Annotated in this window: 23 protein-coding genes; 4 read left to right on the top strand and 19 right to left on the bottom strand. The window is 44.4% G+C overall.

Annotated elements, in window-relative coordinates; genetic code table 11:
* Nucleotides 1-30: 30 nt before the first annotated feature.
* The 9 genes from proB to ilvE form a co-directional block, all read right to left on the bottom strand.
* Nucleotides 31-1152 carry a glutamate 5-kinase gene (gene proB, locus E4K68_RS13595; protein ID WP_135379479.1) on the bottom strand — a complete coding sequence of 374 codons (1122 nt, stop codon included), beginning with the start codon at nt 1150-1152 and terminating at the stop codon, nt 31-33.
* Nucleotides 1149-1958: a pyrroline-5-carboxylate reductase gene (gene proC, locus E4K68_RS13590; RefSeq protein WP_135379478.1), complete on the bottom strand. Its 810-nt coding sequence runs from the start codon at nt 1956-1958 to the stop codon at nt 1149-1151. The genes proB and proC overlap by 4 nt, the downstream gene beginning before the upstream one ends.
* 697 nt (nt 1959-2655) lie before the next feature.
* Nucleotides 2656-3717, bottom strand: coding sequence for a 3-isopropylmalate dehydrogenase (gene leuB, locus E4K68_RS13585; protein ID WP_135379477.1), 1062 nt, complete (start codon nt 3715-3717; stop codon nt 2656-2658).
* Nucleotides 3710-4198: a 3-isopropylmalate dehydratase small subunit gene (locus E4K68_RS13580; RefSeq protein WP_135379476.1), complete on the bottom strand. Its 489-nt coding sequence runs from the start codon at nt 4196-4198 to the stop codon at nt 3710-3712. Before E4K68_RS13580 ends, leuB begins: the two co-directional genes overlap by 8 nt.
* A complete protein-coding gene (leuC, locus tag E4K68_RS13575) occupies nt 4199-5464 on the bottom strand; it encodes a 3-isopropylmalate dehydratase large subunit (protein WP_135379475.1) in 1266 nt (421 codons plus the stop codon).
* Between the two features lie 51 nt (nt 5465-5515).
* A complete protein-coding gene (gene ilvC, locus E4K68_RS13570) occupies nt 5516-6514 on the bottom strand; it encodes a ketol-acid reductoisomerase (RefSeq protein WP_135379474.1) in 999 nt (332 codons plus the stop codon).
* Nucleotides 6515-6582: 68 nt separating this feature from the next.
* Nucleotides 6583-7062 carry an acetolactate synthase small subunit gene (gene ilvN / locus E4K68_RS13565; RefSeq protein ID WP_135379473.1) on the bottom strand — a complete coding sequence of 160 codons (480 nt, stop codon included), beginning with the start codon at nt 7060-7062 and terminating at the stop codon, nt 6583-6585.
* 6 nt (nt 7063-7068) lie between these two features.
* On the bottom strand, nt 7069-8757 hold the full coding sequence (gene ilvB, locus E4K68_RS13560; RefSeq protein ID WP_135379472.1) for a biosynthetic-type acetolactate synthase large subunit: 1689 nt from the start codon (nt 8755-8757) through the stop codon (nt 7069-7071).
* Nucleotides 8758-8792: 35 nt separating this feature from the next.
* Complete coding sequence (ilvE, locus tag E4K68_RS13555; protein ID WP_135379471.1) at nt 8793-9674, bottom strand: branched-chain-amino-acid transaminase; 882 nt, start codon at nt 9672-9674, stop codon at nt 8793-8795.
* Between the two features lie 401 nt (nt 9675-10075).
* Between ilvE and E4K68_RS13550 the strand changes: the two genes are divergently transcribed.
* Nucleotides 10076-11371 (top strand): homoserine dehydrogenase, encoded by a 1296-nt coding sequence (locus E4K68_RS13550; RefSeq protein ID WP_135379470.1) that lies wholly within the window; start codon nt 10076-10078, stop codon nt 11369-11371.
* On the top strand, nt 11368-12270 hold the full coding sequence (gene thrB, locus E4K68_RS13545; protein ID WP_135379469.1) for a homoserine kinase: 903 nt from the start codon (nt 11368-11370) through the stop codon (nt 12268-12270). The genes E4K68_RS13550 and thrB overlap by 4 nt, the downstream gene beginning before the upstream one ends.
* A gap of 111 nt (nt 12271-12381) precedes the next feature.
* On the opposite strand, the gene E4K68_RS13540 is transcribed toward thrB, so the two are convergent.
* Nucleotides 12382-13179, bottom strand: coding sequence for a 2-amino-3,7-dideoxy-D-threo-hept-6-ulosonate synthase (locus tag E4K68_RS13540; RefSeq protein WP_135379468.1), 798 nt, complete (start codon nt 13177-13179; stop codon nt 12382-12384).
* Between the two features lie 16 nt (nt 13180-13195).
* On the bottom strand, nt 13196-14347 hold the full coding sequence (locus E4K68_RS13535) for a 3-dehydroquinate synthase II (protein WP_243450366.1): 1152 nt from the start codon (nt 14345-14347) through the stop codon (nt 13196-13198).
* Between the two features lie 202 nt (nt 14348-14549).
* Between E4K68_RS13535 and E4K68_RS21460 the strand changes: the two genes are divergently transcribed.
* A complete protein-coding gene (locus E4K68_RS21460) occupies nt 14550-14675 on the top strand; it encodes a hypothetical protein (RefSeq protein ID WP_282432991.1) in 126 nt (41 codons plus the stop codon).
* 37 nt (nt 14676-14712) lie between these two features.
* On the opposite strand, the gene E4K68_RS13530 is transcribed toward E4K68_RS21460, so the two are convergent.
* Genes E4K68_RS13530 through E4K68_RS13505 form a run of 6 tightly spaced genes read right to left on the bottom strand, consistent with a single transcriptional unit; the run spans nt 14713 to nt 19730 of the window.
* Complete coding sequence (locus tag E4K68_RS13530) at nt 14713-15240, bottom strand: hypothetical protein (RefSeq protein WP_135379467.1); 528 nt, start codon at nt 15238-15240, stop codon at nt 14713-14715.
* A gap of 18 nt (nt 15241-15258) precedes the next feature.
* A complete protein-coding gene (locus E4K68_RS13525; protein ID WP_135379466.1) occupies nt 15259-15957 on the bottom strand; it encodes an ABC transporter ATP-binding protein in 699 nt (232 codons plus the stop codon).
* A 15-nt stretch (nt 15958-15972) separates the two neighbouring features.
* Complete coding sequence (locus E4K68_RS13520; RefSeq protein WP_135379465.1) at nt 15973-16671, bottom strand: ATP-binding cassette domain-containing protein; 699 nt, start codon at nt 16669-16671, stop codon at nt 15973-15975.
* Nucleotides 16640-17620: a branched-chain amino acid ABC transporter permease gene (locus E4K68_RS13515; protein WP_243450365.1), complete on the bottom strand. Its 981-nt coding sequence runs from the start codon at nt 17618-17620 to the stop codon at nt 16640-16642. Before E4K68_RS13515 ends, E4K68_RS13520 begins: the two co-directional genes overlap by 32 nt.
* Nucleotides 17620-18486 (bottom strand): branched-chain amino acid ABC transporter permease, encoded by an 867-nt coding sequence (locus E4K68_RS13510; RefSeq protein WP_135379464.1) that lies wholly within the window; start codon nt 18484-18486, stop codon nt 17620-17622. The genes E4K68_RS13515 and E4K68_RS13510 overlap by 1 nt, the downstream gene beginning before the upstream one ends.
* Nucleotides 18487-18527: 41 nt before the next feature.
* Nucleotides 18528-19730, bottom strand: coding sequence for an ABC transporter substrate-binding protein (locus E4K68_RS13505; protein ID WP_135379463.1), 1203 nt, complete (start codon nt 19728-19730; stop codon nt 18528-18530).
* Between the two features lie 231 nt (nt 19731-19961).
* Between E4K68_RS13505 and E4K68_RS13500 the strand changes: the two genes are divergently transcribed.
* Nucleotides 19962-20141, top strand: a complete 180-nt coding sequence (locus tag E4K68_RS13500; RefSeq protein ID WP_135379462.1) for a hypothetical protein — start codon at nt 19962-19964, stop codon at nt 20139-20141.
* Between the two features lie 228 nt (nt 20142-20369).
* Here E4K68_RS13500 and E4K68_RS13495 read toward each other — a convergent pair whose 3' ends face one another.
* On the bottom strand, nt 20370-23438 hold the full coding sequence (locus tag E4K68_RS13495; RefSeq protein ID WP_135379461.1) for a hypothetical protein: 3069 nt from the start codon (nt 23436-23438) through the stop codon (nt 20370-20372).
* 86 nt (nt 23439-23524) lie between these two features.
* Complete coding sequence (locus E4K68_RS20675; protein WP_199241769.1) at nt 23525-24289, bottom strand: ABC transporter permease; 765 nt, start codon at nt 24287-24289, stop codon at nt 23525-23527.
* Between the last annotated feature and the right edge of the window lies 1 nt (nt 24290).

Genomic DNA, 24290 nt, shown 5'->3' with positions numbered 1-24290 from the left:
AAACGGGTCCCTTTCATGCCTTGATGTTCATCAAGCATCCACCATGAGAGTCATGTTATCACGGTGAACCACTTCTTCGCCATCAAAATCTGTTACGAGTTGTAGCATTTTCTCAGAATGCAACCCCTTAACCTGCTGCACTTCCTCTCTGCTCAGTTCCACAACCCCTCTGGCAATTTCCTCCCCCAACAGATTAGTGATTCGAACAATTTCTTTTCGCTCCCATGTCCCCTCTGTCGCAATGATTCCTTTGGCCAATAAACTTTTACCTTCTTCCACCAAGGCCTTTGCTGCACCCTCATCAACTTGGATACTTCCTTCAGATAAACCCGCATAGGCGATCCAACGTTTTCTTCCAGCTAGACGATGTTTTGCAGGTAGAAAATAGGTTCCTTTTGGTCCTCGCTCTTCGGTGAGGTCGGAGAGTTCTCGGATCCGTGAAAAGTTCAGCAGCAAGGTACCAATGCCAAAGCGAGTAGCAATCTTGGCCGCTCTCAGTTTCGTAACCATTCCTCCGGTACCCATGGTCGTTCCTGCGCCACTCGCCATAGTCTCGACTGCCGATACTTCAGCTACTTCTTCTATAAGGTGCGCTGACGGATCTTTTTTAGGATTAGCCGTATATAAGCCATCCACATCCGTGAGAATGATCAATAAATCTGCGTGGGCTAGCCCTGCTACCAAGGCAGAAAGGCTATCATTGTCTCCAAAACAGAGTTCTTCGACTGCCACCGTATCGTTCTCGTTAATGATCGGAACTACTTGTAAACGCAGCAATTTTTCGAGTGTATTTTGAGCATTATGATAGCGAGAAGCTTCCGCTAAATCAATCCGGGACAATAGAATTTGAGCTCCTACTAAGCCATGGCGTTCAAGATTCTGAGCGTACCTTTCAATGAGTACTCCCTGTCCAACTGCTGCAACCGCCTGTTTACTGGCTAAATCACGTGGACGCACTTGCAACTTGAGTTGTCCCAAGCCAGCTGCTACTGCGCCAGAGGTTACTATAATGCACTCCACACCCTTCTGTTTCAGAGCGGCGATGACAGCCACTATTTCAGCGATGGCTTGATCGTCCAACCCCCCCTCCGGATGATTCAAACTGCTACTTCCTATTTTTATAACGACTCTCTTTACCTCAAGTGCTGTCACTCAGAATACTCTCCTTCCATATCTTCTGCACGCCGCGCACAGGCTTGAGCAGCCTTCATCACGGTTTGGGACAATTCATCGTCTTTAAAGACACTTAACGCTGCGTAAGTGGTCCCATTGGGAGAAGTTACTGCTTCGCGCAATTTACCGGGAGATTTCTCACTTTCAGCTAACATTTTACCTGCCCCAACTAGGGTTTCGCGCGCTAACATCTCGGCTTCTTCTTCACTGAGCCCTAATTGAACCCCTGCTTGAATAAGGCTTTCGGTAAAAAGATAAAAATAAGCCGGTCCGCTTCCACTTAAGGCGATCAACGCATTCATTTTTTCTTCCGGAATCCACAGAATCCGTCCAATCGCCGAGAAAATCCGTTCCGCACTCTCGACCTGCTCTTGCGTGACATTTTCTCCACGCACCAATCCAGTCATAGAATGCAGCACTGCCGTCGAAGTATTCGGCATAACCCGAATCACAGCAACACCCGGAAGGTACTTATAAAACAGCTTTAACGTAATCCCAGCTGCTACACTTATGATCAATTTATCCTCTAAATTATAATTCTTCAGATGTTTAAGCACTTCACGTACATCTTTCGGTTTGACAGCAATGACCAGAACACGAGAACTATCCACAATTTCCTGAAGCTGAGTAGCCTTAATATCATACTTATCAACCAAGTGTTGAAGCCGTTCATGGTTCGAACGATTTGTGACAAGAATCTGGAGATCCTTATCCGTTTTCCTAAGTCCACCAATGATGGCCTCCGCCATATTTCCGCCACCGATAAAACCAATGCCTTGGTTCATACACTACACCCCTTTATTACAATTTAACCTATAGGATGATTGGATATAACAGACCCTATAAAATCTAAAATATAAGCATTCTATAGAAGGCTATTAACTGTTGCAGTCTCTTATCTCGGTGTTTTTATTCCCCCGATAAAGGAAGCAAGAGAACCGTCCCGTCGCTTCCCGAATTTCTTCCCCGTCCGGAGCGCTTTTGCGTCAACACCCAAACAACCTCACTCGTTCCAAACCCCGTTGACCCAAACCAAAAGAAAATCTCTTAGCTTAGTGAGCACTTTAGTGGAATTGCGTCAATGAGCGCAAACGGGTATCGTCAAGCGAATAGCAATGGTACGTGTGCGAACGTGCTAAGAAACTTCCTCCTACTCCTCTAAAAAAAGGCCCCTCTCATCCCTTATTAAGGGACGAAAGAAGCCTTCCGCGGTACCACCTTTATTGCCTTTGCCAACTTTATGTTATGGATTACTCCAACAACATTCCCAATAACGGTGGAAACCGTCCGATTCATCATCAGCGCATCACGACTGGGTTTCTGATATCGCGTGTGGAAAAACTCTCAGCCATAGTTTTTCTCTCTAAACAGCACCCTCTATCATACTGGGTCGATCCTCTGCATTATTCATTATACTGTTAATGATACTCTAACTCAGACGCCTTAATATTTCAAGGATTAATTTAATTTTTGAGTTTTTCCCTATTTTAGAGCTTCAACAACAGCATTTCCCATTTCGAGAGTTCCTAGTACTTTATCACCCGGTTTTGCTAAGTCAGGTGTTCGGTATCCCTCTTGTAACACGCTCTCCACGGCTCGCTCGATCATTTGAGCCTCATCTTCTAATCCAAACGAATAGCGAAGCATCAAAGCTCCGGAGAGAATCGTAGCTAATGGATTAGCAAGATTCTTACCGGCGATATCTGGTGCTGAGCCATGAGCTGGCTCATAGAGTCCTTTAGACCCATTTAAGCTTGCCGACGAAATCATGCCAATGGAGCCCATTAACATAGATGCTAGGTCTGTGAGAATATCTCCAAACATGTTCTCCGTGACAATCACATCAAATTGTGAAGGCCAGCGAACTAGTTGCATGGCGGCATTATCCACGTACATATGCGTTAATTCCACTTCGGGATATTTTTTGGCAATTTCCACGGTGATTTCGCGCCAAAAACGGGACGATTCTAGAACATTGGCTTTGTCCACAGAACAAAGTTTCCCACGCCGTTTGGAAGCCATTTGAAAGCCCATTTCTACAATGCGAGCGATTTCTTCTTCCGAATAAATCAAGGTGTCAAATGCACTCTTGGGGTTTGTCCCTCTACCTTTTTCGCCAAAATAGAGGCCCCCGGTCAATTCACGTAAAACGACGAGATCGACGTTCTCCACTACTTCAGAACGGAGCGTAGAGGATTCCACCAACATAGGGAGCATTTTAACGGGGCGAATATTTGCGTAAAGGCTAAGCGCTTTTCTGATCGCGAGAAGTCCTCCCAATTCTGGGCGTTCTGGTGCAGGAAGTGTATCCCACTTGGGGCCTCCTACAGAACCCATCAGAATTGCATCAGCCGCCTTGGCCGCAGCCAAGGTTTCGTCCGGTAATGCCTTACCAGCTTCGTCAATAGCGGCTCCGCCAATTAAACCGTACTCGAAATTCAGGCTGGTCGCTCGACCTTTTAACACCGCTTGTAAAACTTTAACCGCTTCTGGTGTAATTTCTTTTCCTATTCCGTCTCCTGGAAGAACCAATACATTAGGCATTCTTTTTTCTCCCTTCAACGTAAGGAATCAGTCCACCCGCACGAATCAAATCCTGCATAAAGGGAGGGAATGTGCGAGCCTGAAATTTCGTATTAGTCGTCTGATTTTCAATGGTACCAGTCGCAAGATCAACCACGATTTCATCCCCGAGCGAAATTCCAGCGACCGCTTCAGGGCATTCCATGATCGGCAACCCGATATTTAAGGCATTGCGATAAAAAATCCGTGCAAAGGACTCTGCAATAACGACTTTAATGCCACAAGCCTTGATGGCAATCGGTGCATGTTCGCGCGAGGAACCACAACCGAAGTTCTTTCCTCCGACCATAATGTCCCCAAGCTGAACATCCTGAGCAAAGTTTGTACCAGCATCTTCCATGCAATGTGCAGCAAGATGTTCCGGCGTCGATTTATTTAAATAACGTGCTGGCAATATGACATCCGTATCAATGTCATGCCCAAACTTCCACGCTTTCCCCACTTAAGACACCTCCTCTGGATGAGTAATTTGACCTTTAATCGCGGATGCCGCTGCAACAGCCGGATTGGCTAAGTAGATTTCGCTCTCTACATGCCCCATTCGTCCCACAAAGTTACGATTTGTGGTAGAAACGGCCCGCTCTCCTTTGGCCAAGATACCCATATGTCCACCCAGACATGGTCCACAGGTTGGCGTACTTACTGCTGCTCCGGCTTCGATCAACGTGTCGATAATTCCTTCGCGCATTGCTTCCCGTAGAATGGTTTGGGTTCCCGGGAATACCAAAAGACGAATTTCAGGGTGTACCTTTTTACCACGCAAAACGTCAGCGGCGATTCGCAGATCTTCCAAACGGCCATTTGTGCAGGACCCGATCACAACCTGGTCAATTTTGATCCCACCGGCTTCTTGAACGGACTTAGCATTTTCTGGCGAATGAGGAAAAGACACTTGTAAAGGGATATCTGCCACATTGATCTCTTGGACTTCCAGATATTTAGCATCCGCATCGCTATAATACAAGGGATATGAGCGACGTGCCCGTCCTTCAAGATAAGCAAACGTCTTATCGTCAGGAGCGATGATCCCGTTTTTAGCACCGGCTTCAATCGCCATATTGCACATTGTAAACCGATTATCCATAGATAAGGCTGCTATTCCATCTCCGGTGAACTCCATCGCTCGATATCGTGCTCCATCAACCCCTAGTTTCCCGATGAGATAAAGGATGAGATCTTTCCCGCCGACCCATTTTTGGAAATTGGTCCCTTGGAAGATAAATTTCATCGATTCTGGAACGCGAAACCAAGCTTCACCAGTTGCCAGACCTGCTGCCAAATCCGTACTTCCCACTCCGGTTGCAAATGCACCCACTGCCCCGTACGTGCATGTGTGAGAGTCTGCACCGATAATGAGATCACCCGGCAAGGTTAGTCCCTGTTCGGGCAGCAGGCAATGTTCAATTCCCATACGACCTACTTCAAAATAATGTTCGATCTGTTGTTTCCGAGCAAAATCTCGCATTACTTTACATTGCTCTGCCGATAAAATATCTTTATTTGGTGCAAAATGGTCAGGAACCAAGGCGACCTTTTTGGGATCGAACACATTTTCAGTTCCAAACTTTGCAAATTCTTGAATTGCCACTGGACCTGTCACATCATTGGCTAAGACAAGATCCAGCTTCGCAGTGATCAGTTGCCCAGGAACGACTTCATCTAGTCCAGCATGTTGTGCCAGAATCTTTTCCGTAATGGTCATAGACATAACGATTATTCTCTCCCTTTAGCTCGCATTTTCTTCTGACACAATTACATTCTATTCGTGCTTTTTCAGCCAGCTCATCATTCCTCTTAGTTGTTCGCCGACCTTTTCGATAGGGTGTTTTTCTTCGTTACGGGTCATTGCGTTAAAGGCTGGACGATTCGCTTGGTTTTCCAGTAACCATGCTTTAGCAAATCTTCCGTCTTGAATTTCTTCGAGAACCTTTTTCATTTCTTTGCGGGTTTCTTGGTTGATAATCCGTTTACCTATGGTCATATCTCCATACTGTGCAGTATCGGAAACAGAATAGCGCATCCAACTCATGCCGCCTTCATACATCAAATCAACGATGAGCTTGAGTTCATGTAAGCATTCGAAATAGGCAATTTCAGGTTGATAGCCGGCTTCTACTAACGTGTCAAATCCCGCTTTGACGAGTTCTGAAGCTCCTCCGCAAAGGACGGCTTGTTCTCCAAACAAATCTGTTTCAGTCTCTTCACCAAAGGTTGTTTCCAGAACTCCAGCCTTCGTTGATCCGATTCCCTTGGCATAAGCGAGTGCTAATTCTTTGGCTTTTCCCGTAGCATCTTGATGGACTGCGATCAAGGCCGGCACTCCTGCACCTTCAGTATAAGTACGACGTACCAAGTGACCAGGACTTTTCGGTGCAACCATGAAGACATCGACATCGCTTGGAGGCACGATTTGCCCAAAGTGAATGTTAAAACCATGAGAAAACACTAGAGCCTTTCCGCTTGTCAGATGCTGTTTGATTTCCTCATTATAAACCTTACTTTGGCTTTCATCTGGGAGCAAGATTTGAATGACATCGGCACGCTTAGCTGCCTCTTCAACGGTCATAACCTCAAAGCCAGCTGCTTTTGCACGCTCAGTACGAGCGCTCCCTGGACGAAGTCCGATTACAACGTTAAGCCCTGAATCCTTTAAATTTTGCGCCTGTGCATGCCCTTGACTTCCATATCCCATTACCGCGATAACTTTTCCTTTTAATAACTCCAGATTTGCGTCTACTTCATAATACATTTTTGCCATTTTTATTACTTCCTCTCAATAATAAGCCTTTGAATAACAAGCCTTATAGTATTATACCACTTTGATTCTCAAGTTTCAGAGCGCAAAATGGCGATTTTTCCTGTTCGTACCAATTCTAATAAGCCATAGGGTTGAATTGCATGAACAAAAGCATCAAGCTTTTTAATTGTCCCCGTTAACTCAACTGTGATATCGTTTCTACCCATATCCACAACCCGTCCCCGGAAGACATCCACCGTTTGGAAAACCTCTGAGCGTGTCTCTGAACTCACTTGAATTCGCACTAACGCCAATTCTCGATCGACAACACTTTCCTCGGTCAAATCCGTGACCGAGTGAACAACCACCAATTTACTGAGTTGATTTCTTACTTGTTCAATGACTTGATCATCCCCAGCAACGACAATCGTCATCCGCGAAAGTTCCGGATCTTCAGTTTGGCAAACGGTAAGACTATCAATATTATACCCTCTACGAGTAAATAATCCAGCCACCCGGATTAAGACACCAGGGTGATTCTCCACAAGAACTGCCAGAGTATGCAACATAGGTTATCACCTCACAATCATTTCCGTAATAACGTTACCTGGTGGCACTAAGGGCAAAACGGCTTCTTCCGGCGAGATCGCAAAATCTAACAACACTGGTCCAGGGTGATTGATGGCTTCCGTAATCGCACTTCGAACCTGTTCAGTGGAATCAACATGGATTCCGCGAATTCCATAAGCTTCCGCCACTTTAACAAAATCCGGATTCCCTTGAAGAAGTATTTGGCTATACCGCTCACTATAGAACATTTTCTGCCATTGACGAACCATGCCAAGAACACCATTATTCAAAAGAATAATTTTTATCGGAAGTTTATTCTGGGCAATGGTCCCTAACTCCTGGATTGACATCTGAAGTGAACCATCACCCGTTATCAGAAAGACTTTGTCATCTGTACGAGCTATTTGTGCCCCCACTGCAGCAGGAAGTCCGTAACCCATGGCGCCAAGCCCGCAACTAGTTGCATAATTACGCGGGTGTGCGGTTGGATAATATTGTGCAGCCCACATTTGATGCTGTCCGACATCAGTAGTAATGATCGCTTCCCCGCCGGCAAGTTCTCCGAGACATTTGATCACCATCTGTGGCGTGAGTCTGTCCATGTCGTAACCCAAAGTATGCTCATTTTGCCAAGCACGCAGTTGACTCCACCAGTCTGACAATTGAGGAACAGTAAACCCTGGTAAACTGTCCAACACTTCTTCCAATATTTCGCGTGCATCTCCAACGATTCGGATATGCGTTTTTACCACTTTACTGATTTCCACAGGGTCGATGTCGATGTGAATGACCTTTGCTTTGGTTGCAAAACGATGCCCCATGCCACTTGTCACACGATCGTCGAAACGAACGCCTACCGCAATCAGTAAATCACAGTCGTCTACCGCGTAGTTTGCTGTCACTGTTCCGTGCATTCCAACCATACCTAAGAGATTCGGGTGTCCGGCAGGAAGGCTGCCTAACCCCATCAAGGTCGTGACAACTGGTAAATTCGTTTTGTCAGATAGATGTCTTAAGATTCCTTCGGCATTGGCCGTTACCACACCGCCACCCGCATAGAGTACAGGCTTACGTGATTCTGAAAGTGCCTTTGCTACTTCTTCAATCTTACCATTGTTTCCCCGCCCAAACACTTTGTACCCCTTTAATTTCATTTCCGCTACAAAGGGTTCGACATTTTCCTGCGCTAAAACATCTTTCGGAATGTCGATAAGTACCGGGCCGGGCCTGCCTGTACTGGCAAGATAAAAAGCTTCTTTGACAATCCTCGGCAGCTCCCTAGCATCCTTAACTAAATATGAGTGTTTTGTAATGGGCATTGTGATCCCAATGATATCTGCCTCTTGAAAGGAGTCTGAACCAAGCAAAGTCGTCGGTACCTGCCCTGTCAATACAACTAACGGGATTGAGTCTGAATAAGCATTAGCAATACCGGTCACCAAATTCGTTGCTCCAGGGCCAGACGTAGCTAGACAAACCCCTACTTTGCCACTGACTCGGGCATACCCATCTGCAGCATAGACTACCCCTTGTTCATGACGCGCTAGTACATGTCGAATGGGGCTATCCACAAGGGCATCGTATAATGGAAGTACCACCCCACCTGGATAACCAAAAATGACGTCAACACCTTCCTGTTGCAAGGCATTTAATAGGACAGTTGCCCCTTTTAATCCCGTCGTTTCTTCACCCATACTCATTCCCCTCCCAACTTATCAGACTCTAGTTCCTATGCTTTGTTAATTTCCGGACCATTGACATAGGTAAGTGCCCTAAATTCAACGAGAAGCTTTTTAAAGACTTCTCCAGGAACCCCATCCCCGATTTCACGTCCATCTACTTTGATTACCGGAATCAATTCGGCAGCTGTACCCGTGAGAAAACACTCATCCGCCGTATACAAGTCGTGTCGTGTAAATAACTCTTCCTCTGCCTTAATTCCCAATTCATCAGCGAGCCGTAACACAGAGTTCCGAGTAATTCCCTCTAGGATTCCGACTGAAAGAGGTGGAGTTATTAAGACTCCGTCTCGATAGATAAAGATATTATCTGACGTACCTTCAGCGACATATCCATCTTGAGTAAGCATAATCCCTTCTACGGCACCTGCTTGATTAGCCTCGATTTTGGCAAGAATGTTATTAAGATAATTAAGGGATTTAATCCGTGGGCTTAATGAATCTGGATTATTTCGACGAATTGGCACCGTATTTACTATCAAGCCTTTTTCGTACATGCTTGGCTCGAAAATCTTTATTTGATCCGCTATGCAGAAGATAGCAGCTTGTGGACAATTCCTTGGATCAAGCCCAAGGTCTCCCTTGCCACGTGAAACGACCAGGCGAATGTAGGCATCGTTTAAACCATTTCTGCGCAGCGTCTCTAGTACAATCTCCTGCATCTGGTCTTTAGTTATTCCTATTGTCAATTGAATCGACTTTGCGGATTCATAGAGGCGTTTCAAATGTTCTTCTAATTTAAACACTCGGCCGTGATACGCGCGAATCCCTTCAAATATCCCGTCTCCATATAAAAAGCCATGGTCAAATACCGATATTTTTGCCTCTTCCTCCGGCACATATGCACCATTACAGTATATTACTAGTCCCATTCGATCTACCCCTTTCCGTGTTAAATTCAGACAATTAAAAACCCAAGCTCAGTCCCCTCTAGTCTGTGGAACTTTCCGCTTGGGTTTTTTCCACCCACGGTGTAAATCCATTATGGATTCTGTACCGCTTGGACCAGACAGGTTTATCCCCGGTCTACGGACCTCTAGCCCTTTCTGGGGCGGGATCATACCTCGGAACCCTAGGTACACTTCCTTATCTGTTATATTACATTAATTGTGTGAACTTTGTTATATGATACAGAATCCATTCCTCAGTGTCAACCCTTTTTACTCGGAATGCAATGGATTTCGCAAAGATTCTCTTGTCAAAGACTACTATAAAGAGGTATAATGTCCACTATGTAAACACATTTGTACGTTAAGAGGGGAGTTGTCTTCCATTGCCAATTCAAATAGGAATTTTAGGCTTGGGTACAGTCGGTACTGGAGTAGTGAAGATATTACAACAAAATGCCGGAGCAATTCAGACCCGAACACATTGCGAAATTAACATCAAAGGCATTCTGGACCGCGATCTGCACAAAGAACGTGAAGTTAGTGGAGACTTTTTCCTCACTGATCAACCTGAGAGAATTCTTCAAGATCCGGATATCGATATAATTGTAGAAGTCATGGGCGGGATCGAACCAGCTCGCACATTTATTTTAGAAGCCTTAGCACATGGCAAACATGTTGTAACCGCTAATAAAGATTTATTAGCCCTTCATGGTCATGAACTTCTTGATGCCGCAGATAAAGCCAGCAAGGAACTTCACTTTGAAGCCAGTGTCGGTGGTGGAATCCCCATTATTGCAACCCTAAAAGAATCTCTAGTCGCTAATAAGATTACTGCAATACTGGGGATTATCAATGGGACGACCAACTATATACTCACTGCCATGGCTGAACAAGGCCGCGATTATGCAGAAGTGCTTGCAGAAGCTCAACAGTTAGGATACGCGGAATCTGACCCTTCATCCGATGTCGACGGCTTAGATGCTGCACGTAAACTCGCCATTCTTTCTTCGATTGCTTTTAATTCACGCGTAGCCCTCAACGATGTTTTTGTAGAAGGGATCTCCAGAATTACACGTGAAGATCTAGCCTATGCTGCCGAGCTAGGCTGTACTATAAAATTACTAGCAATTGCTAAACAACAAGAGGAAGGGATCGAAGTTCGCGTTCATCCGGCTATCCTTCCTTTAACCCACCCTCTCGCTTCTGTAAACGGTGTATTTAACGCCATTTTTGTCATTGGTGATGCGGTTGGAGAAACAATGTATTACGGTCGAGGCGCTGGTTCTCTTCCCACGGGAAGTGCGATTGTCTCTGATGTCATGCGGATTGTCAATAGTATTCAAGCGAAGTCTACCTCCCCTAGTAATTGCACTTGTTACCTTGACCTTCCCCTTAAGGCAGTCTCAGATTTCTATACTGCCTTCTATATTCGCTTACTAGTAAAGGATGAACCTCGTGTACTTGCCACTCTGGCCTTACTTTTCGCCGAAGCCAATATTAGCTTTGCCTCCATTATCCAAAAACCGCGTGGTCATCATCAAGCTGAGATTGTCCTTGTGACTCATCCCTGTCGTGAGGGGTCACTTCAAGAAGCCTTAGATTCTGTCAAAGCGTATAGCAAGGTGCTTACAATTCAAAATGTGATTCGCTTTGAAAGCGGACAGGGCGAAAAGCCATGATCCGCGTTAAGATACCAGCCACCTCCGCTAATTTAGGACCTGGATTCGACTGTTTGGGGCTGGCGCTGCAACTCTACAACTCAATAACCATTGAGACAGATCGACCGTTCCAAATCTCTCTGACCGGATCTTATTGCAACGGGATTCCAGCCAATGAAAACAACCTTATCTGGAAGACTATGTGCCATTTCTGGGAACTTATTCACTTCCCCACTCCCTCCGTTGCTTTGACATTTGAAAATCACATCCCCCCCGCTCGTGGCTTAGGGAGCAGTTCCGCTGCCATCGTTGGCGGCCTTGTTGCAGCCAATACCTTAGCTGGATCACCCTATTCAAAGTATGAGTTACTCCAAGTTGCGAACTCAATAGAAGGGCACCCGGACAATGTTACTCCTGCTTTATATGGGGGCGTAACTCTATCTGTTCCTATTGAAGGTGGTATTCTTCCCAGAGTCTTAGGTCTGTTGCCGAATTTAAAGGCGGTTGTCATTATTCCAGACACTGTCCTCAACACAGAAAAAGCCAGGGGTATCTTACCTCCACAAGTTCCCCGCTCAGATGCAGTTTTTAATATTTCTCATGTTGGATTGCTAATAGAAGCCTTTATTCGCGAAGACTATGCCCTCTTAAAAGAAGGTATGCGTGATGCACTTCACCAGAATCAACGAGCTGCATTAATTCCCGGTCTTCTCGAAACTTTAGAGGCCGCTCTTCAAGCAGGTGCCTATGGATCTGCTCTTAGTGGTTCCGGACCCACGCTGCTATCCCTGATTCCCGAAGGCTTACAAGAAGAAGTTTGCCATAGTATGATCACTAAGATAAACCAATACGGGATTAGAGCTCAAGCTATCGTCTTAGATATTGATACCGATGGAGCCACTTCCTCTACCATTTTGTAACACTTAATGCAAATAAGGCCTGTATCTATGCCGGAAAGCTAGATACAGGCCTTATTTCATTCAATGATTAATCAAATAAATTTGAAGCTACAAGAATACATGCCAAGATCGTTATAATGTTCGGGCTAACTCTTTAATTCCCTCATTTGTCATCTTGCTATCCAAAATCTGGCGAATCACCCGCACTAATTTTTCTGGATCAGGGCTTTGGAAAATATTCCTTCCAATTGAAGTTCCCTTTGCCCCAGCCCGAATTGCCTCATTAATCATGATTAAAAGGTCCTTCACAGACGAAGTTTTTGGTCCCCCCGCAATAACAACAGGTAGCTTTACAGCATTGACCACTTCGGAAAATGATTCCACATTTCCTGTATAATTGACCTTGATAATATCCGCCCCCAGCTCTTCAGCAACACGGGCTGCATGTTTTAGTTTGACCCAATCAAATTCATTGTTATTAGAGCCATCTCTAACATACATCATCGCTAATAATGGGATACCCCATTGATCGCAGCGATTCGATACTTTCCCGAAATCTCGAAGCATTTCCGACTCATGAGAATTACCCAAGTTAACGTGAATCGAGACAGCTGTCGCACCCAACCTAATGGCTTGTTCTACCGTCGCGACCAATTCTTTTCGATTTGAGTTAGGGGATAGAGCTGTCGATGCCGAGAGGTGAACAATCAGCTCACATCCATCCCCCCCCAAATAGTCTTTTATTTGGGGGACTAAGCCTTTTTGCACTACGACTGCATCAGCACGCCCCTTGTTGACCTGCTTCACTAGTTTAGGGATATCTTCCAAACCCTGAATGGGGCCCACTGATACGCCATGATCCAGAGGAACGATAATCATTCGTTCTGAATGCTTAAAGAGTCGATTTAAACGGACCTCTTTCCCTGTCATCTCAGATCCTCCCCGGTTATTTCTCTAAGATTGTTTCATTGACCTTTATCCCTACATGACGCCCTGGGTCGCTGACATAGGCAAGCAGTTGATCACCAGGTTTGATCATGCTTGCGTTTTTCGGCTGACCGTCAGCTCCCATGATTCTAATATGCCAATCGTCCTGAACAATAACATTGATTTGCTTACCATCCGCTTCCCCACGGATTAAAAGCAAGGGTCTCACCTCGGTCTTGATTCTACCTACCGAAAGCCTCCTTACTTCTCCTTTTGTGTTCACACATAATACTTCACTACCCGCAGACAAGTCTGTCAGGTATTCCGCAGCGTCATTAGGCATCCAGACGTAAGAATGAATTGCCCCAGCATTCACTCTAAAAGGACGCAAATTCATATAGGGAAGGAAATGAGTCTCAGAGCAGACAAAAATCCCTCCTTGAGAGGTTGAGCCTATGAGCATGCCTTCATCCTTAGTCATCAGACCAGTCGTATCAATACAGGACCTCATACCCATACCAATATGGCGAACTTCAGCAACAGTAAGGGGCTTTAGTTCTACCTTCCAACTGTCATTCTTTTGCAAGTAGTCACTTACTTTTAGGATCTCATGGATATCTGTGCTGGCAAAGGCTACCCCGTCACTTCCTTGCTCCATAACTCCAAACGCAATTTCCATATCACTTAAACTCGTCACGCATTTTAAAACCATGATCTCGCTTTTTTGAAGACGTGCGATAATTAACTCCAGAGGTATATTGGTCGGTAAGTCGAAATCTACAAGAATGTAGTCATAGTTTGCAGCGTCTTGCCAAGCAGATTCCAACGCTTCCCGACCTTCGATGTTAAAATATGCGCAAGCCTTATACCCTCTCTCTTTCGCTAATTCTAAGAGAGCAAGATCATTTGACAACACCGCTTCTCCACTATTAATACCCTCAAGTTCTTCGAGTGCGGATACTTGTGTAATAAATTCCGTCTTTAAAGGATAATGTCCCTCGAGCCGTTGGGCCATTGTAATGATAATCTTGTTGATAGCCGAATTATTGATAAGTCCCCAAATATCTTGACTCTCTAAAGAGACTTGCCGTCCATCGAACCATACTTCACTTTTTTGGCCTTCCTTTTTCAACACCCAATTCAGCTCCATTTCATAAAAATATTTATCCATTTAGATATCCAATATTCAATGCTCACTTAAGCATAGTTTATTCTTCCGGCTCACCCTGTGTGCGTATTAACACCGCAAGCTGGATATTTTGCATAGGACACAAATAGGGATATAAAATTAGGGACGGTGCGAACCGTCCCTAATTGCTCTTAAGCCCCCCCGTCGTCTCAACCTCCATCGACCCAAGCCTGAGGAGGATTTTTTGCTTAGTGAGCACTTTAGTGGAATTGCGTCAATAAGCGCAGAAGATGAAGCGTTAAGAAATGCAACGGTTTACATGCAGAAAGCCCAGAGGTTTTGCATTTTAGCTACATCATCAAGCGAATAGCAATGGAACGTGTGCAAATGGGCAAAAAAGCTGACTCCTACTTTTTAATGAGGTCTTTATATTTAGGATCACTGGTAACTTGAAGAAGCTTATCCCAAATTGCTATGGCTTCGTTCTTCCGTCCCAGTCTTTTATAAGCTACCCCCAAATCACAAAGGATTTGCCAGTAGAACTTTTCAGTGAAGACGCCCTTATCTTGCTCGTAACGAGCGAGCAGATACTTGAAATCTTCTACAGCTGAAGCTGTACGATGGAAGAACATTTCGGGGAGATTAAAACCTACATACGCTCTTAAACTTCGAATTTGAATGTTTTCCTTTTCTTTAAGCACTACGCTATCCAAGGTCTTTAAACCCTGAAGTACTAATTTGAGTTTTAGATTGGGATCTATGGAATCTCGGCCTAAAAGAGAGGTGGCACTACCCAAATATGCTTCGGCTAGATTATTTTTAGGATCCAGTTTGTGAATCTCTTTGAAGGATTCATAGGCCTTCTTTGTCGCTTCTTTATCCCCTTTAAGGGCGAGTTCATGGCATTTTACACCAATTAACCATAGTTCTTTCATTTCAAACCTCCTAGAATTTTAAATCTCAATGAATCGTCTCCAATGATCTTCTTCCAGGTGAAACTGCGTCGGGGTTCCGCCATACACAATTTCCCCCTTGTTCATAACATAGAGATAGTCCGCTATTTTTGCTGCGAACCGGATATTTTGCTCTACAATCAAAATGGACAAACCTGAATTTTTGAGTTCATGAATCCTCAGTCCAATATTTTTAATAATCGCAGGAGCTAATCCTTCAAAAGGTTCATCCATTAATATCATTTCAGGCTCTGTCATTAAAGCCCGAGCAATGGCCAGCATCTGCTGTTCTCCTCCGCTCAAGTTTTTCCCTTGCTGGTTGGCCCGTTCCTGTAACACTGGAAATAATTCATAAATTCGATCGAGGGTGTAACGTTTTTTTGTTTTCTTTTTGCTATACCCTAAGACTAAGTTTTCTTTTACCGTTAAGGAGCGAAAAATACGCCGACCTTGAGGTACCAAAGCCATTCCCATTTGGGCGATTTTGTAGGATGGGAGCGTATTAATCTTAGTCCCTTTAAAAATAATTTTTCCGCTGGTTGGCGGATTAAATCCAATAATGGCATGAATGGTCGTCGTTTTTCCCATTCCGTTTCGTCCGAGTAAGGCGACAACAGACCCCTTCTCTACTTTCAACGAAACCCCTTGAAGTATATGACTCTCACCATAATGGGCATGAACGTCATTTAACCTAAGCATAAAGGCCCACCCTCCTTAATCAGCCGAGCCGAGATATACTTCTTTAACTCGTTCATTAGATCTTACTTCGCCTTTTGCTCCTTCGAACAAAACTCTTCCATAATTTAAGACGGTGATCTGATCCGCAAAATCAAAGACAACCTTCATATCGTGTTCGATAATTAAGACCGTGATTTCTCTAGAAAGGTTACCTATCATGGTCGTAATCTTATTGGTTTCTGCCGACGACATGCCTGCCGTCGGTTCATCTAGCAAGAGTAGCCGAGGAGTTTGAGCCAAAGCCAAAAGTAGTTCCACTTGTCTTTGTTCTCCATACGATAATTCCTTCACAGGGATGTCTCTTTTTTCCCACCATCCCCATTTTTCCAAGAAGTCTCTCGGAGTAAATTTATCCTTATGGGAGGATATGGCAAGATTGATGTTTTCAAGAAGGTTCAAGTTAAAGAAGAGGTTATTTTGCTGAAAGGTTCTAGCTAAGCCCAACCGCGCCCGACGATAGGATGAGAGTTGGGTAACCTTTTCGCCAAAGATAAAAATCTCTCCCGCATTGGGCTTGATCAACCCGCTAATCGTATTAAAAAGGGTGGTTTTACCTGCGCCATTCGGACCTATAATTGCTCGCCGTTCTCCCTTTTCAACATGTAGCGAAATTTCTTGCAATACGGCAAGCCCTCCAAATTGTTTAGTCAGGCTTTTGGTTTCTAATGCTTTCATAATTCCTCAGACCCTTTTTCTTTAATTTTATAGCATAACCTACGACTCCATCCCTTAAGTACATGACACAAAGAATGAAAATAATCCCCATCAAAATAGGCCAACGCTCTGTCTGAGAACTGATTAGGTTTTGCAGAATAAAGATCGCACTTGCTCCCACGACAGGCCCAATAAGAGTCCCTGCTCCACCGACAATGACCATTAGGATAACCTGGCCTGACATGGTCCAATTGAGTTCTTGAGGGCTAATAAAACCATTAAAGTAAACATAAAGCACCCCAGCTAAACCGGCAAATCCACCAGCAATAGTGTAGGACAGGTATTTTAAGGCCCACGTATTATAGCCTAAGGCCTGCATTCGAGACTCACTTTCTCGTACCCCAACAATGGATCTACCAAGTCTGGAACGGATAAATTTCCACAGGATCAAGCAAGTCAGAACAAAAATGAAAAGTACTAGGTAATAAAAATTTTGCGCTTTCCACATAGAAATGGGCAATCCAAGATCAGGCCTTGGGATTCCTGCTAAGCCGTCATCTCCTCCGGTAACGGACCGCCATCTCCAGGCCAAGGCAAAAATCATTTGCCCGAAGGCTAACGTAATCATCAGAAAATAGGGTCCATTACTTCTTAAGACAAGTAAACCCAATAAGAGGGCCAACAGTACTGGGACCAGGATCCCTAAAAGAAGGGCAAGCCAAAAGTTGTGGTAACCATAGCTTGCGAGGATAGCCGCTGTGTAAGCCCCAACTCCGAAAAATGTGGCATGATTAAATGAAATTAAGCCTGTATATCCCATTAAGAGATCTAAGCTCATGGCAAAGAGACCAAAAATCAACACTTGTGTTAACAGACTCAAACCATACGGGGATACAATCTGCGGCAGAGTCATTAAACCGAGAACTACAATTCCTCCCCAGAGTATATTCTTTGTCAACACTCGGCCCACTAGGATTCCTCCTTTCCTAGTAAACCCTCTGGTTTAAAGATTAAGACTAGCGCCATGGTTACATAAATGGTAAACATCGCGAAATTAGGAAAAATTGCTTTCCCAAAGGTTTCTGCAAAACCGATCAAAAGGCTACCCCAGAACGCCCCTTTCAAAGTCCCGAGACCGCCGACTACAACCACAGCGAGAGCGAGAACTAGGATTTCAAAGTCTAACCCTGGGTATGCCCCAATGATCGGACCGCCAATAACTCCGCCTATTGCCGCCAAAAATGCCCCTAGAGCAAAGATTCCAGAAAAATACAACGTTATGTTAATTCCCATTCCACTTACCATTTCCTTGTCGTCGACACCCGCTCGGATAATGACTCCAGTCCGGGTTTTCTCTAAAAAGAGCCAGAGAAGAACCGCAATAACCAGGCCAATAACAATAATACCGAACCGGTAGATCGGAAAAGCCTCTCCGAGAATACTGATGGAACCCTCTAAAAAAGGAGGTTTAGGGAGGGACCGAGGTACCCCTCCCCAAATCCATTTCGCTATGTCCATCAGCAGATAGGCAAAACCAAAGGTTAAAAGCACTTGGTCCAATTCCCGTTTGTACAGCTTACGGAAAAAGAGCCGTTCCATAGCGATCCCTAAGAGAGCTAAAATCACAGCCGAACCCAACAATCCGAAGAAAAAGCTCCCTGTTTTCTGGATAATTACCAATCCAACATATGCCCCCAGCGTGTAATAGGAACCATGCGCAAGGTTAATGATACCCATTAAACCAAAAATGAGGGAAAGACCGGCAGCTAATAAGAAAAGTAAAAGCCCGTATGAAATTCCATTAAGGGTCTGGATCACAATCTCGGATAGTTCCAAAACTTTCCCTCCCTTGGTGAAGACAAACTGTGTTTGTCGAACTATTTGCCTGCCATCCACCTGTCTGACACATCGGGTATGGTTTCAATGACTGTATTAACGAGTTTGCCATTGATTTTCTCAGTCTTCCGAATGTAGGTGTTAAAGATCACGTTTTGAGTTTTAGGATCAAACTTGAAGGGGCCCCGAGGAGCGTCAAATTGCACCTTTCTAATGGAATCTAACAACTGCTTGGTATCTGTTACCTTCCCACCTGTAGCTTCTATACCCTTTACGATGACTTTGGCAGCCACATAGCCCTGTTCAGCAAACATGTTAGGACCTTCCGCGTATTTAGCTGTGTAATCTTTGACAAACTTTTCATTCTCTGGATTTGTTAATGCGGCACTGTAGTGAAGGGCACTGATGATCCCAATCGCTGAATCCCCTTGGCCTAATAGAGACGATTCATCTACGAGGTCTCCAGTACTTAGTAGGGGAAGTTTCTTCTTCAGTCCATACTCATCGTATTGTTTAACAAACTTGATGGAATCGGCTGCTGAAAAATGAACCCAAACTGCATCGGCCTCTTTTATTTGGGTTAAGTAAGGGCTGTAATCCGTCGTGCCGAGTTTCGGATAAATCTCCTGAACGACCTGGCCACCTTCTGCTTTAAAGCCTGCCATGAACCCATCAGCCTTTTCATGACCTGCTGCATAATCTGGGGCCATGACTACGACTTTACGAATTTTTAGCTTGTTATAGACATATTGCCCCATAGGGTATTCATACTGGCCATTAGAGAAGGAAACTCTGAAGATATATTCGCTTGCTTTTTCTCTTGTTAAGTCACAAGCTCCAGCATTTGCGATAATAAAAGGGACCTTATTTTCGACGACATAATCCCGGATTGCATAAGCAACGGTACTACTGACAACACCCGTAAGTACTTGAATCTTTTCGCTTTCAACCAGGCGCCGGGTTTTTTGCAAGCCAACTTGCCCGTTCATCTCCGAGTCTTCCTTAACCAGTTTGATGTCACGACCTGCTGCCTTCCCGCCTACTTCATTTAAGTACAATTCAACTCCACGGGTGATATCCACTCCGTTGCTGGTAAAGACTCCTGTATAGGGCACGAGAAGCCCCACTTTTATCGGCTCTTGACTGTTTTTCTCAACTTGTGAGCCACATCCAATTCCAGAAACGATCAAGATGATCGATAGTAATAGAAGACTCACCCGAGCTAAATAGGTCTTTTTTCTCATAACGCATCTCCTTCTTTTCAAATTCACAAACCTGTGGATCCTCCTTACATTAGGGTCGCCAATGATCTACCAACAATTTATTCTCGCAATTGTTTAAATGTGTTTAGATAAATCAAAATGAATGTAAACTCCCCTAGAACCTTTTAGATTCCACTTGCATACCATATAGAGAAATTCGACCCCAAAGTGCCACAGTGAATGTTAAATAGGTTGAAAGGAGGGGATCTTAAGATGCGTGTAATGTTTACTATCAACTCAGGCCCCGATGATCCCAAACAGGCCGTAGCGCTAAAAGAGAAACTGGAAGCTCTTATGAGTGAATTCGGATTGGAAGGAACCACCCGTGGAGACGAATACAGCAAACGAGCTAGCTATAGTGGATCATATCGCTCATCAGCGAAGGAAGACTAGTACCTAAACACCAAACCCCTGCCCCTTAGGGCAGGGGTTTTATTGATCACTCTAAAGATTTACTAAAGGCTTTTCTAAGGCATTAATACAACGAAGGCCAACACCGGTGTCTGAGGACTAGGTGCTGGCCTTCGTTTTCTTGATTCATAGAAAAAGCACCCTCCTCGAAGCCTGTAGTGGAGGGTGCTTTTTTGATCTTGACCCGATTCATTTATACAAGAAAGGGGATTATTGATCCTGTTCCTCGTGGGACGTTTCAATCGCCAGTTCTGTCGGTGATTTCTTAGCCTCTTTATCCTTCTTTATCACCATCTCCTTGAGCCTTTCGATTACATTTTCTCGATTTCTTTTCTTCTCCTTACGGCTGGGTTTTACCTCAGGCTGCTCCTCTTGAGTCCGTTTCTTCTTATCCCTGCGTTTAGTTTTTCCTACCGGCGTTTCATTGGCTTTCTCAACGGCCTTTTCCCGGCTCCTCCTTCGTTCCTTGCGACTTGGCTTTTCCCCTGGTTTTTCGTCCTTAGGCCGTTTCTTGTCCCTTCGACTACTTGTTTCTGCTAATATTTCCTGGACTTTCTCAATTGCCTTCTTCCGATCACGTTTCTTTTCCTTGCGGACGGGCTTCTCCTCAGACGGATTATCCTTTGTCTTTTCTTTCTCCCGGCGTCTTTTTCTTTCCACAGGCATTTCCTTGGCCTTTTCGCTAACATTTTTACGATCTTTTCGCTTGGATTTTTTATGGAGTTTCTCGGTCTCTTGCTTACTCAATTCCTTAACCCGGTCTTCGGACCCTCGCTTTGATTTTTCCTTGGACCGTTTTTCCTTACGCCCTGACCTTTTTTGAGACTTTTCACTAGCGAGTTCCTCAGCGATTTCCTTATACTTTTCCCGAACCTTATCAATCGCGTTCATTTCCGTATCCCCTTCCTTTTCAAGGTCACTCAGCACTTCAAATTTTGGATCCGCAGTTATCTTAGAAAGCTTAAACCATACCTTTTGGGCTTTCTCAGGTTCTCCTGCACTCTGATAACACACCCCTAGATCATATAAGACTTGAAAATACACTTCTTCGGGAAAAATACTGTTGTCCTTTTCATACGCCATTTTCAGGAATTTAAATTCCTTGATCGCTTTATCACCTGAAGGAAAGAAGCTCGGAGAAAGATTATGGAATAAGTCTGCCAGTAAAAGGTGCAATTGTGGGTTATTTGGGTCTCGTGCCACGGCCTTTTTCAAATGATTAAGTCCTTTAAAAAAGCCCTGGAACATCTCCTGGGGATTTGTTGAATTACGCCCAGTTACCGCCAAACTGCTGCCATAATAACCTTCAGCAAGAGCGCTCAAGGGATCTGCGAAGCAAGCCCTTTGCAATAGTTCTTGGGCCTTTAGACCAACCTGTTTGTTCCCTGCAATGGCAAAATCATATAACCTTTGCCCTTCCTTGAGTAGTTCATCAAAACTTGAATTTGGTCCAATTTGCGCTAAACCCAAATCTGAACCTTCCTTTAGGATTTCATCCACTAAGGTTTTAAACTTCGAATCACCGAATTGAGAGAGTTTGATCCAGGCCACCTTTGCTTCTTCTTTCAGCTCAAGTCGCTCATAAGAATGGCCTAAATCACAAAGCAATTGCCAATAAGTTTCTTCATCAAAACTTGATGGATCTTGTTCATACCTTTGAATTAGATAGTCGAAATCACGAATGGCAGTTAGCGTACGCTTAAAAAATGCTTCTGGGATTCTGTAGCTGTTATAACCTCTTAAGAACCGAATAGTAAGGTTATCTGGACTCTCATTGACGGCCTGATCAAGATTTTTGATTGCATAAGTCGTATGACGGAACATTACCGCCGTATCGGAAGAATTCAGTCCCATAATGGCAAGGCAATCAGCATAATAGGCCCTAATCAAGGGATCCTGTGGGTTCCTCTTATGGGCCTGCTTAAAAATTTCAAACGCCTTTTCGATTGTTGGCTTGCTGTTAAACAAAGCACGATGATGCAGAGATATGGCCTCTTGTAATTTCTCGTCATACTTAGCTTTGTTCCATTCACCTTTTACAGCAAATCCTCGTTCTAATTGCTTTTTCCCATTCGCTTTTTCAGAAATGAGTATGCCTTCTTGCTTAATGAGTGCTTCATATCTGGGGTCATCTGTCAACGACAATAGTTTGCGGCAGGTTGATTCTGATTCTTTTTTCCTGCTCAAGCGGTTATAGGCCAATCCTAACTCGAACAATAATTGGCAGAAGAAATCTTTTGTGAACAAGCAGTCATCCTCTTCATATCTTGAAACTAAATAAGCAAAATCTTCAATCGCTGTTTCGTTGCGATGAAAATACTGCTCGGGGAGCTTACAACATAAAAAGGCACGCAATCCACGAATTTCAATATTTTCGGGTTCGAGAGCAACCACTTTATCGAGAATTTTGAGACCCTGTATAGCGTATTTGAACCGTTCGTTCGAATCCGCGACATCTCGTCCTAATAGGGAGGTGGCACTACCAAGGTATGCTTCGGCCAGATGATTTTCTGGATCTTTCTGATGGACGATTTTCAGTAGATCGTAGGCCCGTGCTGCCGCTTCTTTGTCGCCAGCCAACCCAAATCTGTATAAATTAACGGCTTCGGTGTAGAGGTCAGCATTTGCTTCTCCGCTCTGTTCCCTAATTTCTGTAACATCCATAAGCTTTTCAGTATTGGCGTCTTCTTCGAGGTCTGTTTGATCTAGCTCAATCTCGTTAATTCCATTAATTTCATCATGAGCATCGTCTGATTCGCTCACAATGATCTCTTGAATTAGTTCAGGTTCTTCGACCGAAATCGGATCGCGCTCTTTGGTAACCTCTTCTGGGACACTTATCTCGATTTTACGTTCAACCTTTTCATTGGGTTCATGCGATGAGTTTTTGATTTTAATGATCACTTCCTTCATTATTTTGAGAGAATCTTTGAACGGTAAATTGATCGGTTGGTTTGCAACCTGTGTGCTTCCCAGCGAACGAGGTCTTATCCACTGGGGCTGTGTTATAGTCGTCTTTGAAGAATCAGGAGGATGCATTTGATTTTTCTGAAAGCTGATCTTCTTAACGACTTGGTCGTTTGTTCCCCTAGCAAACTTTTTATCTCCTGGTTCCTGCGCTTGAATCCGCTTGAATTGAGGCTTCTCTTTTTCGGACGGTTTCGCATCATTCATCGGTTGAATGATTAAATCCGAGGAAGATTTGTTACTATGGGTCCAAAATTTTAACCGGGAATGACCCTTTTTAGAGACAGCATCTGGGTTCTTGTTTTCCGGCATTAAATTCTCCCCTCCTTTCAGGCATTAGCAACTAGAGTACCTTCACCAATTTATTCCCCTGCGCGATAGAGTGTGCTCTTTCGAGTTTACTTCGCCCACGGGCAAATCATCTTCTCCAACCTGGCCACGATTGAAAAGAGGCCAATTCCTAGCGCCGCAAGGATTGTCAAGACAGAAAAAGCCAAGGGGCCGTTCATTTGTGACGTTGAAATTAACAAAGAATAACCAAGCCCCTTATCAGCATTGATGAACTCGCTGATCACCGCTCCTACAACAGCCAAGCTGACCGATACTTTCAGGCCATTAAACAAATAGGGTAAGGCCGCGGGAAACCGAATTTTGAGGAAAGATTGCACCCAGTTCGCCCCTAGCACATCAGCCAACTCCAGCAACTCGCGATGTGTCGACTGAAGCCCAGAAACCATGCTCACCATGATGGGAAAAAAGCACATCAGAAATACCATGGTCACCTTTGTCAGCAAACCCAAGCCCAGCCAGAGTACTAGTAGAGGAGCAATCGCGACCTTAGGAATTGATTGAGTGGCAACTAATAGTTTATAGAGTGTTTTTTCTAAAATTGGAGAATAGGCAATGATAATTCCTAGCAATATTCCCACTAGCACTGCAAGGGCAAATCCCACAAAAACTTCTTTTATGGTGACGAGGGTATGATTCCAAAGATACCCTTTAGATGCATACATCTCTACGAGAATTGCGCTGGGGCCGGGCAAGAGCCACTTGGGTACCTTGAAAAAATCCACCAGCAGTTCCCAGGCTGCGACCACAATCCCTAAGCTCATCAGCGTCATGAAGAGTTCACTGCTGTAAAGCCGTTTCCAACGACTATTCATC

Source organism: Desulfosporosinus sp. Sb-LF (genome assembly GCF_004766055.1).
In the GTDB taxonomy this organism is placed as follows: Bacteria; Bacillota; Desulfitobacteriia; order Desulfitobacteriales; family Desulfitobacteriaceae; genus Desulfosporosinus.
Note: the sequence above shows the minus strand (reverse complement) of the source record. Positions and strands in the feature narration are given on the sequence as shown.

Bases quoted from the DNA above. Each gene is read 5' to 3' on its own strand.
- proC (WP_135379478.1), bottom strand. From the start codon at position 1,958: ATGAACCAAGGCATTGGTTTTATCGGTGGCGGAAATATGGCGGAGGCC.
- leuB (WP_135379477.1), bottom strand. From the start codon at position 3,717: ATGCCTAATGTATTGGTTCTTCCAGGAGACGGAATAGGAAAAGAAATT.
- leuC (WP_135379475.1), bottom strand. From the start codon at position 5,464: ATGTCTATGACCATTACGGAAAAGATTCTGGCACAACATGCTGGACTA.
- ilvC (WP_135379474.1), bottom strand. From the start codon at position 6,514: ATGGCAAAAATGTATTATGAAGTAGACGCAAATCTGGAGTTATTAAAA.
- ilvN (WP_135379473.1), bottom strand. From the start codon at position 7,062: ATGTTGCATACTCTGGCAGTTCTTGTGGAGAATCACCCTGGTGTCTTA.
- ilvB (WP_135379472.1), bottom strand. From the start codon at position 8,757: ATGGGTGAAGAAACGACGGGATTAAAAGGGGCAACTGTCCTATTAAAT.
- ilvE (WP_135379471.1), bottom strand. From the start codon at position 9,674: ATGGGACTAGTAATATACTGTAATGGTGCATATGTGCCGGAGGAAGAG.
- thrB (WP_135379469.1), top strand. From the start codon at position 11,368: ATGATCCGCGTTAAGATACCAGCCACCTCCGCTAATTTAGGACCTGGA.
- E4K68_RS13540 (WP_135379468.1), bottom strand. From the start codon at position 13,179: ATGACAGGGAAAGAGGTCCGTTTAAATCGACTCTTTAAGCATTCAGAA.
- E4K68_RS13535 (WP_243450366.1), bottom strand. From the start codon at position 14,347: ATGGATAAATATTTTTATGAAATGGAGCTGAATTGGGTGTTGAAAAAG.
- E4K68_RS13530 (WP_135379467.1), bottom strand. From the start codon at position 15,240: ATGAAAGAACTATGGTTAATTGGTGTAAAATGCCATGAACTCGCCCTT.
- E4K68_RS13525 (WP_135379466.1), bottom strand. From the start codon at position 15,957: ATGCTTAGGTTAAATGACGTTCATGCCCATTATGGTGAGAGTCATATA.
- E4K68_RS13520 (WP_135379465.1), bottom strand. From the start codon at position 16,671: ATGAAAGCATTAGAAACCAAAAGCCTGACTAAACAATTTGGAGGGCTT.
- E4K68_RS13505 (WP_135379463.1), bottom strand. From the start codon at position 19,730: ATGAGAAAAAAGACCTATTTAGCTCGGGTGAGTCTTCTATTACTATCG.
- E4K68_RS13500 (WP_135379462.1), top strand. From the start codon at position 19,962: ATGCGTGTAATGTTTACTATCAACTCAGGCCCCGATGATCCCAAACAG.
- E4K68_RS13495 (WP_135379461.1), bottom strand. From the start codon at position 23,438: ATGCCGGAAAACAAGAACCCAGATGCTGTCTCTAAAAAGGGTCATTCC.
- E4K68_RS20675 (WP_199241769.1), bottom strand. From the start codon at position 24,289: ATGAATAGTCGTTGGAAACGGCTTTACAGCAGTGAACTCTTCATGACG.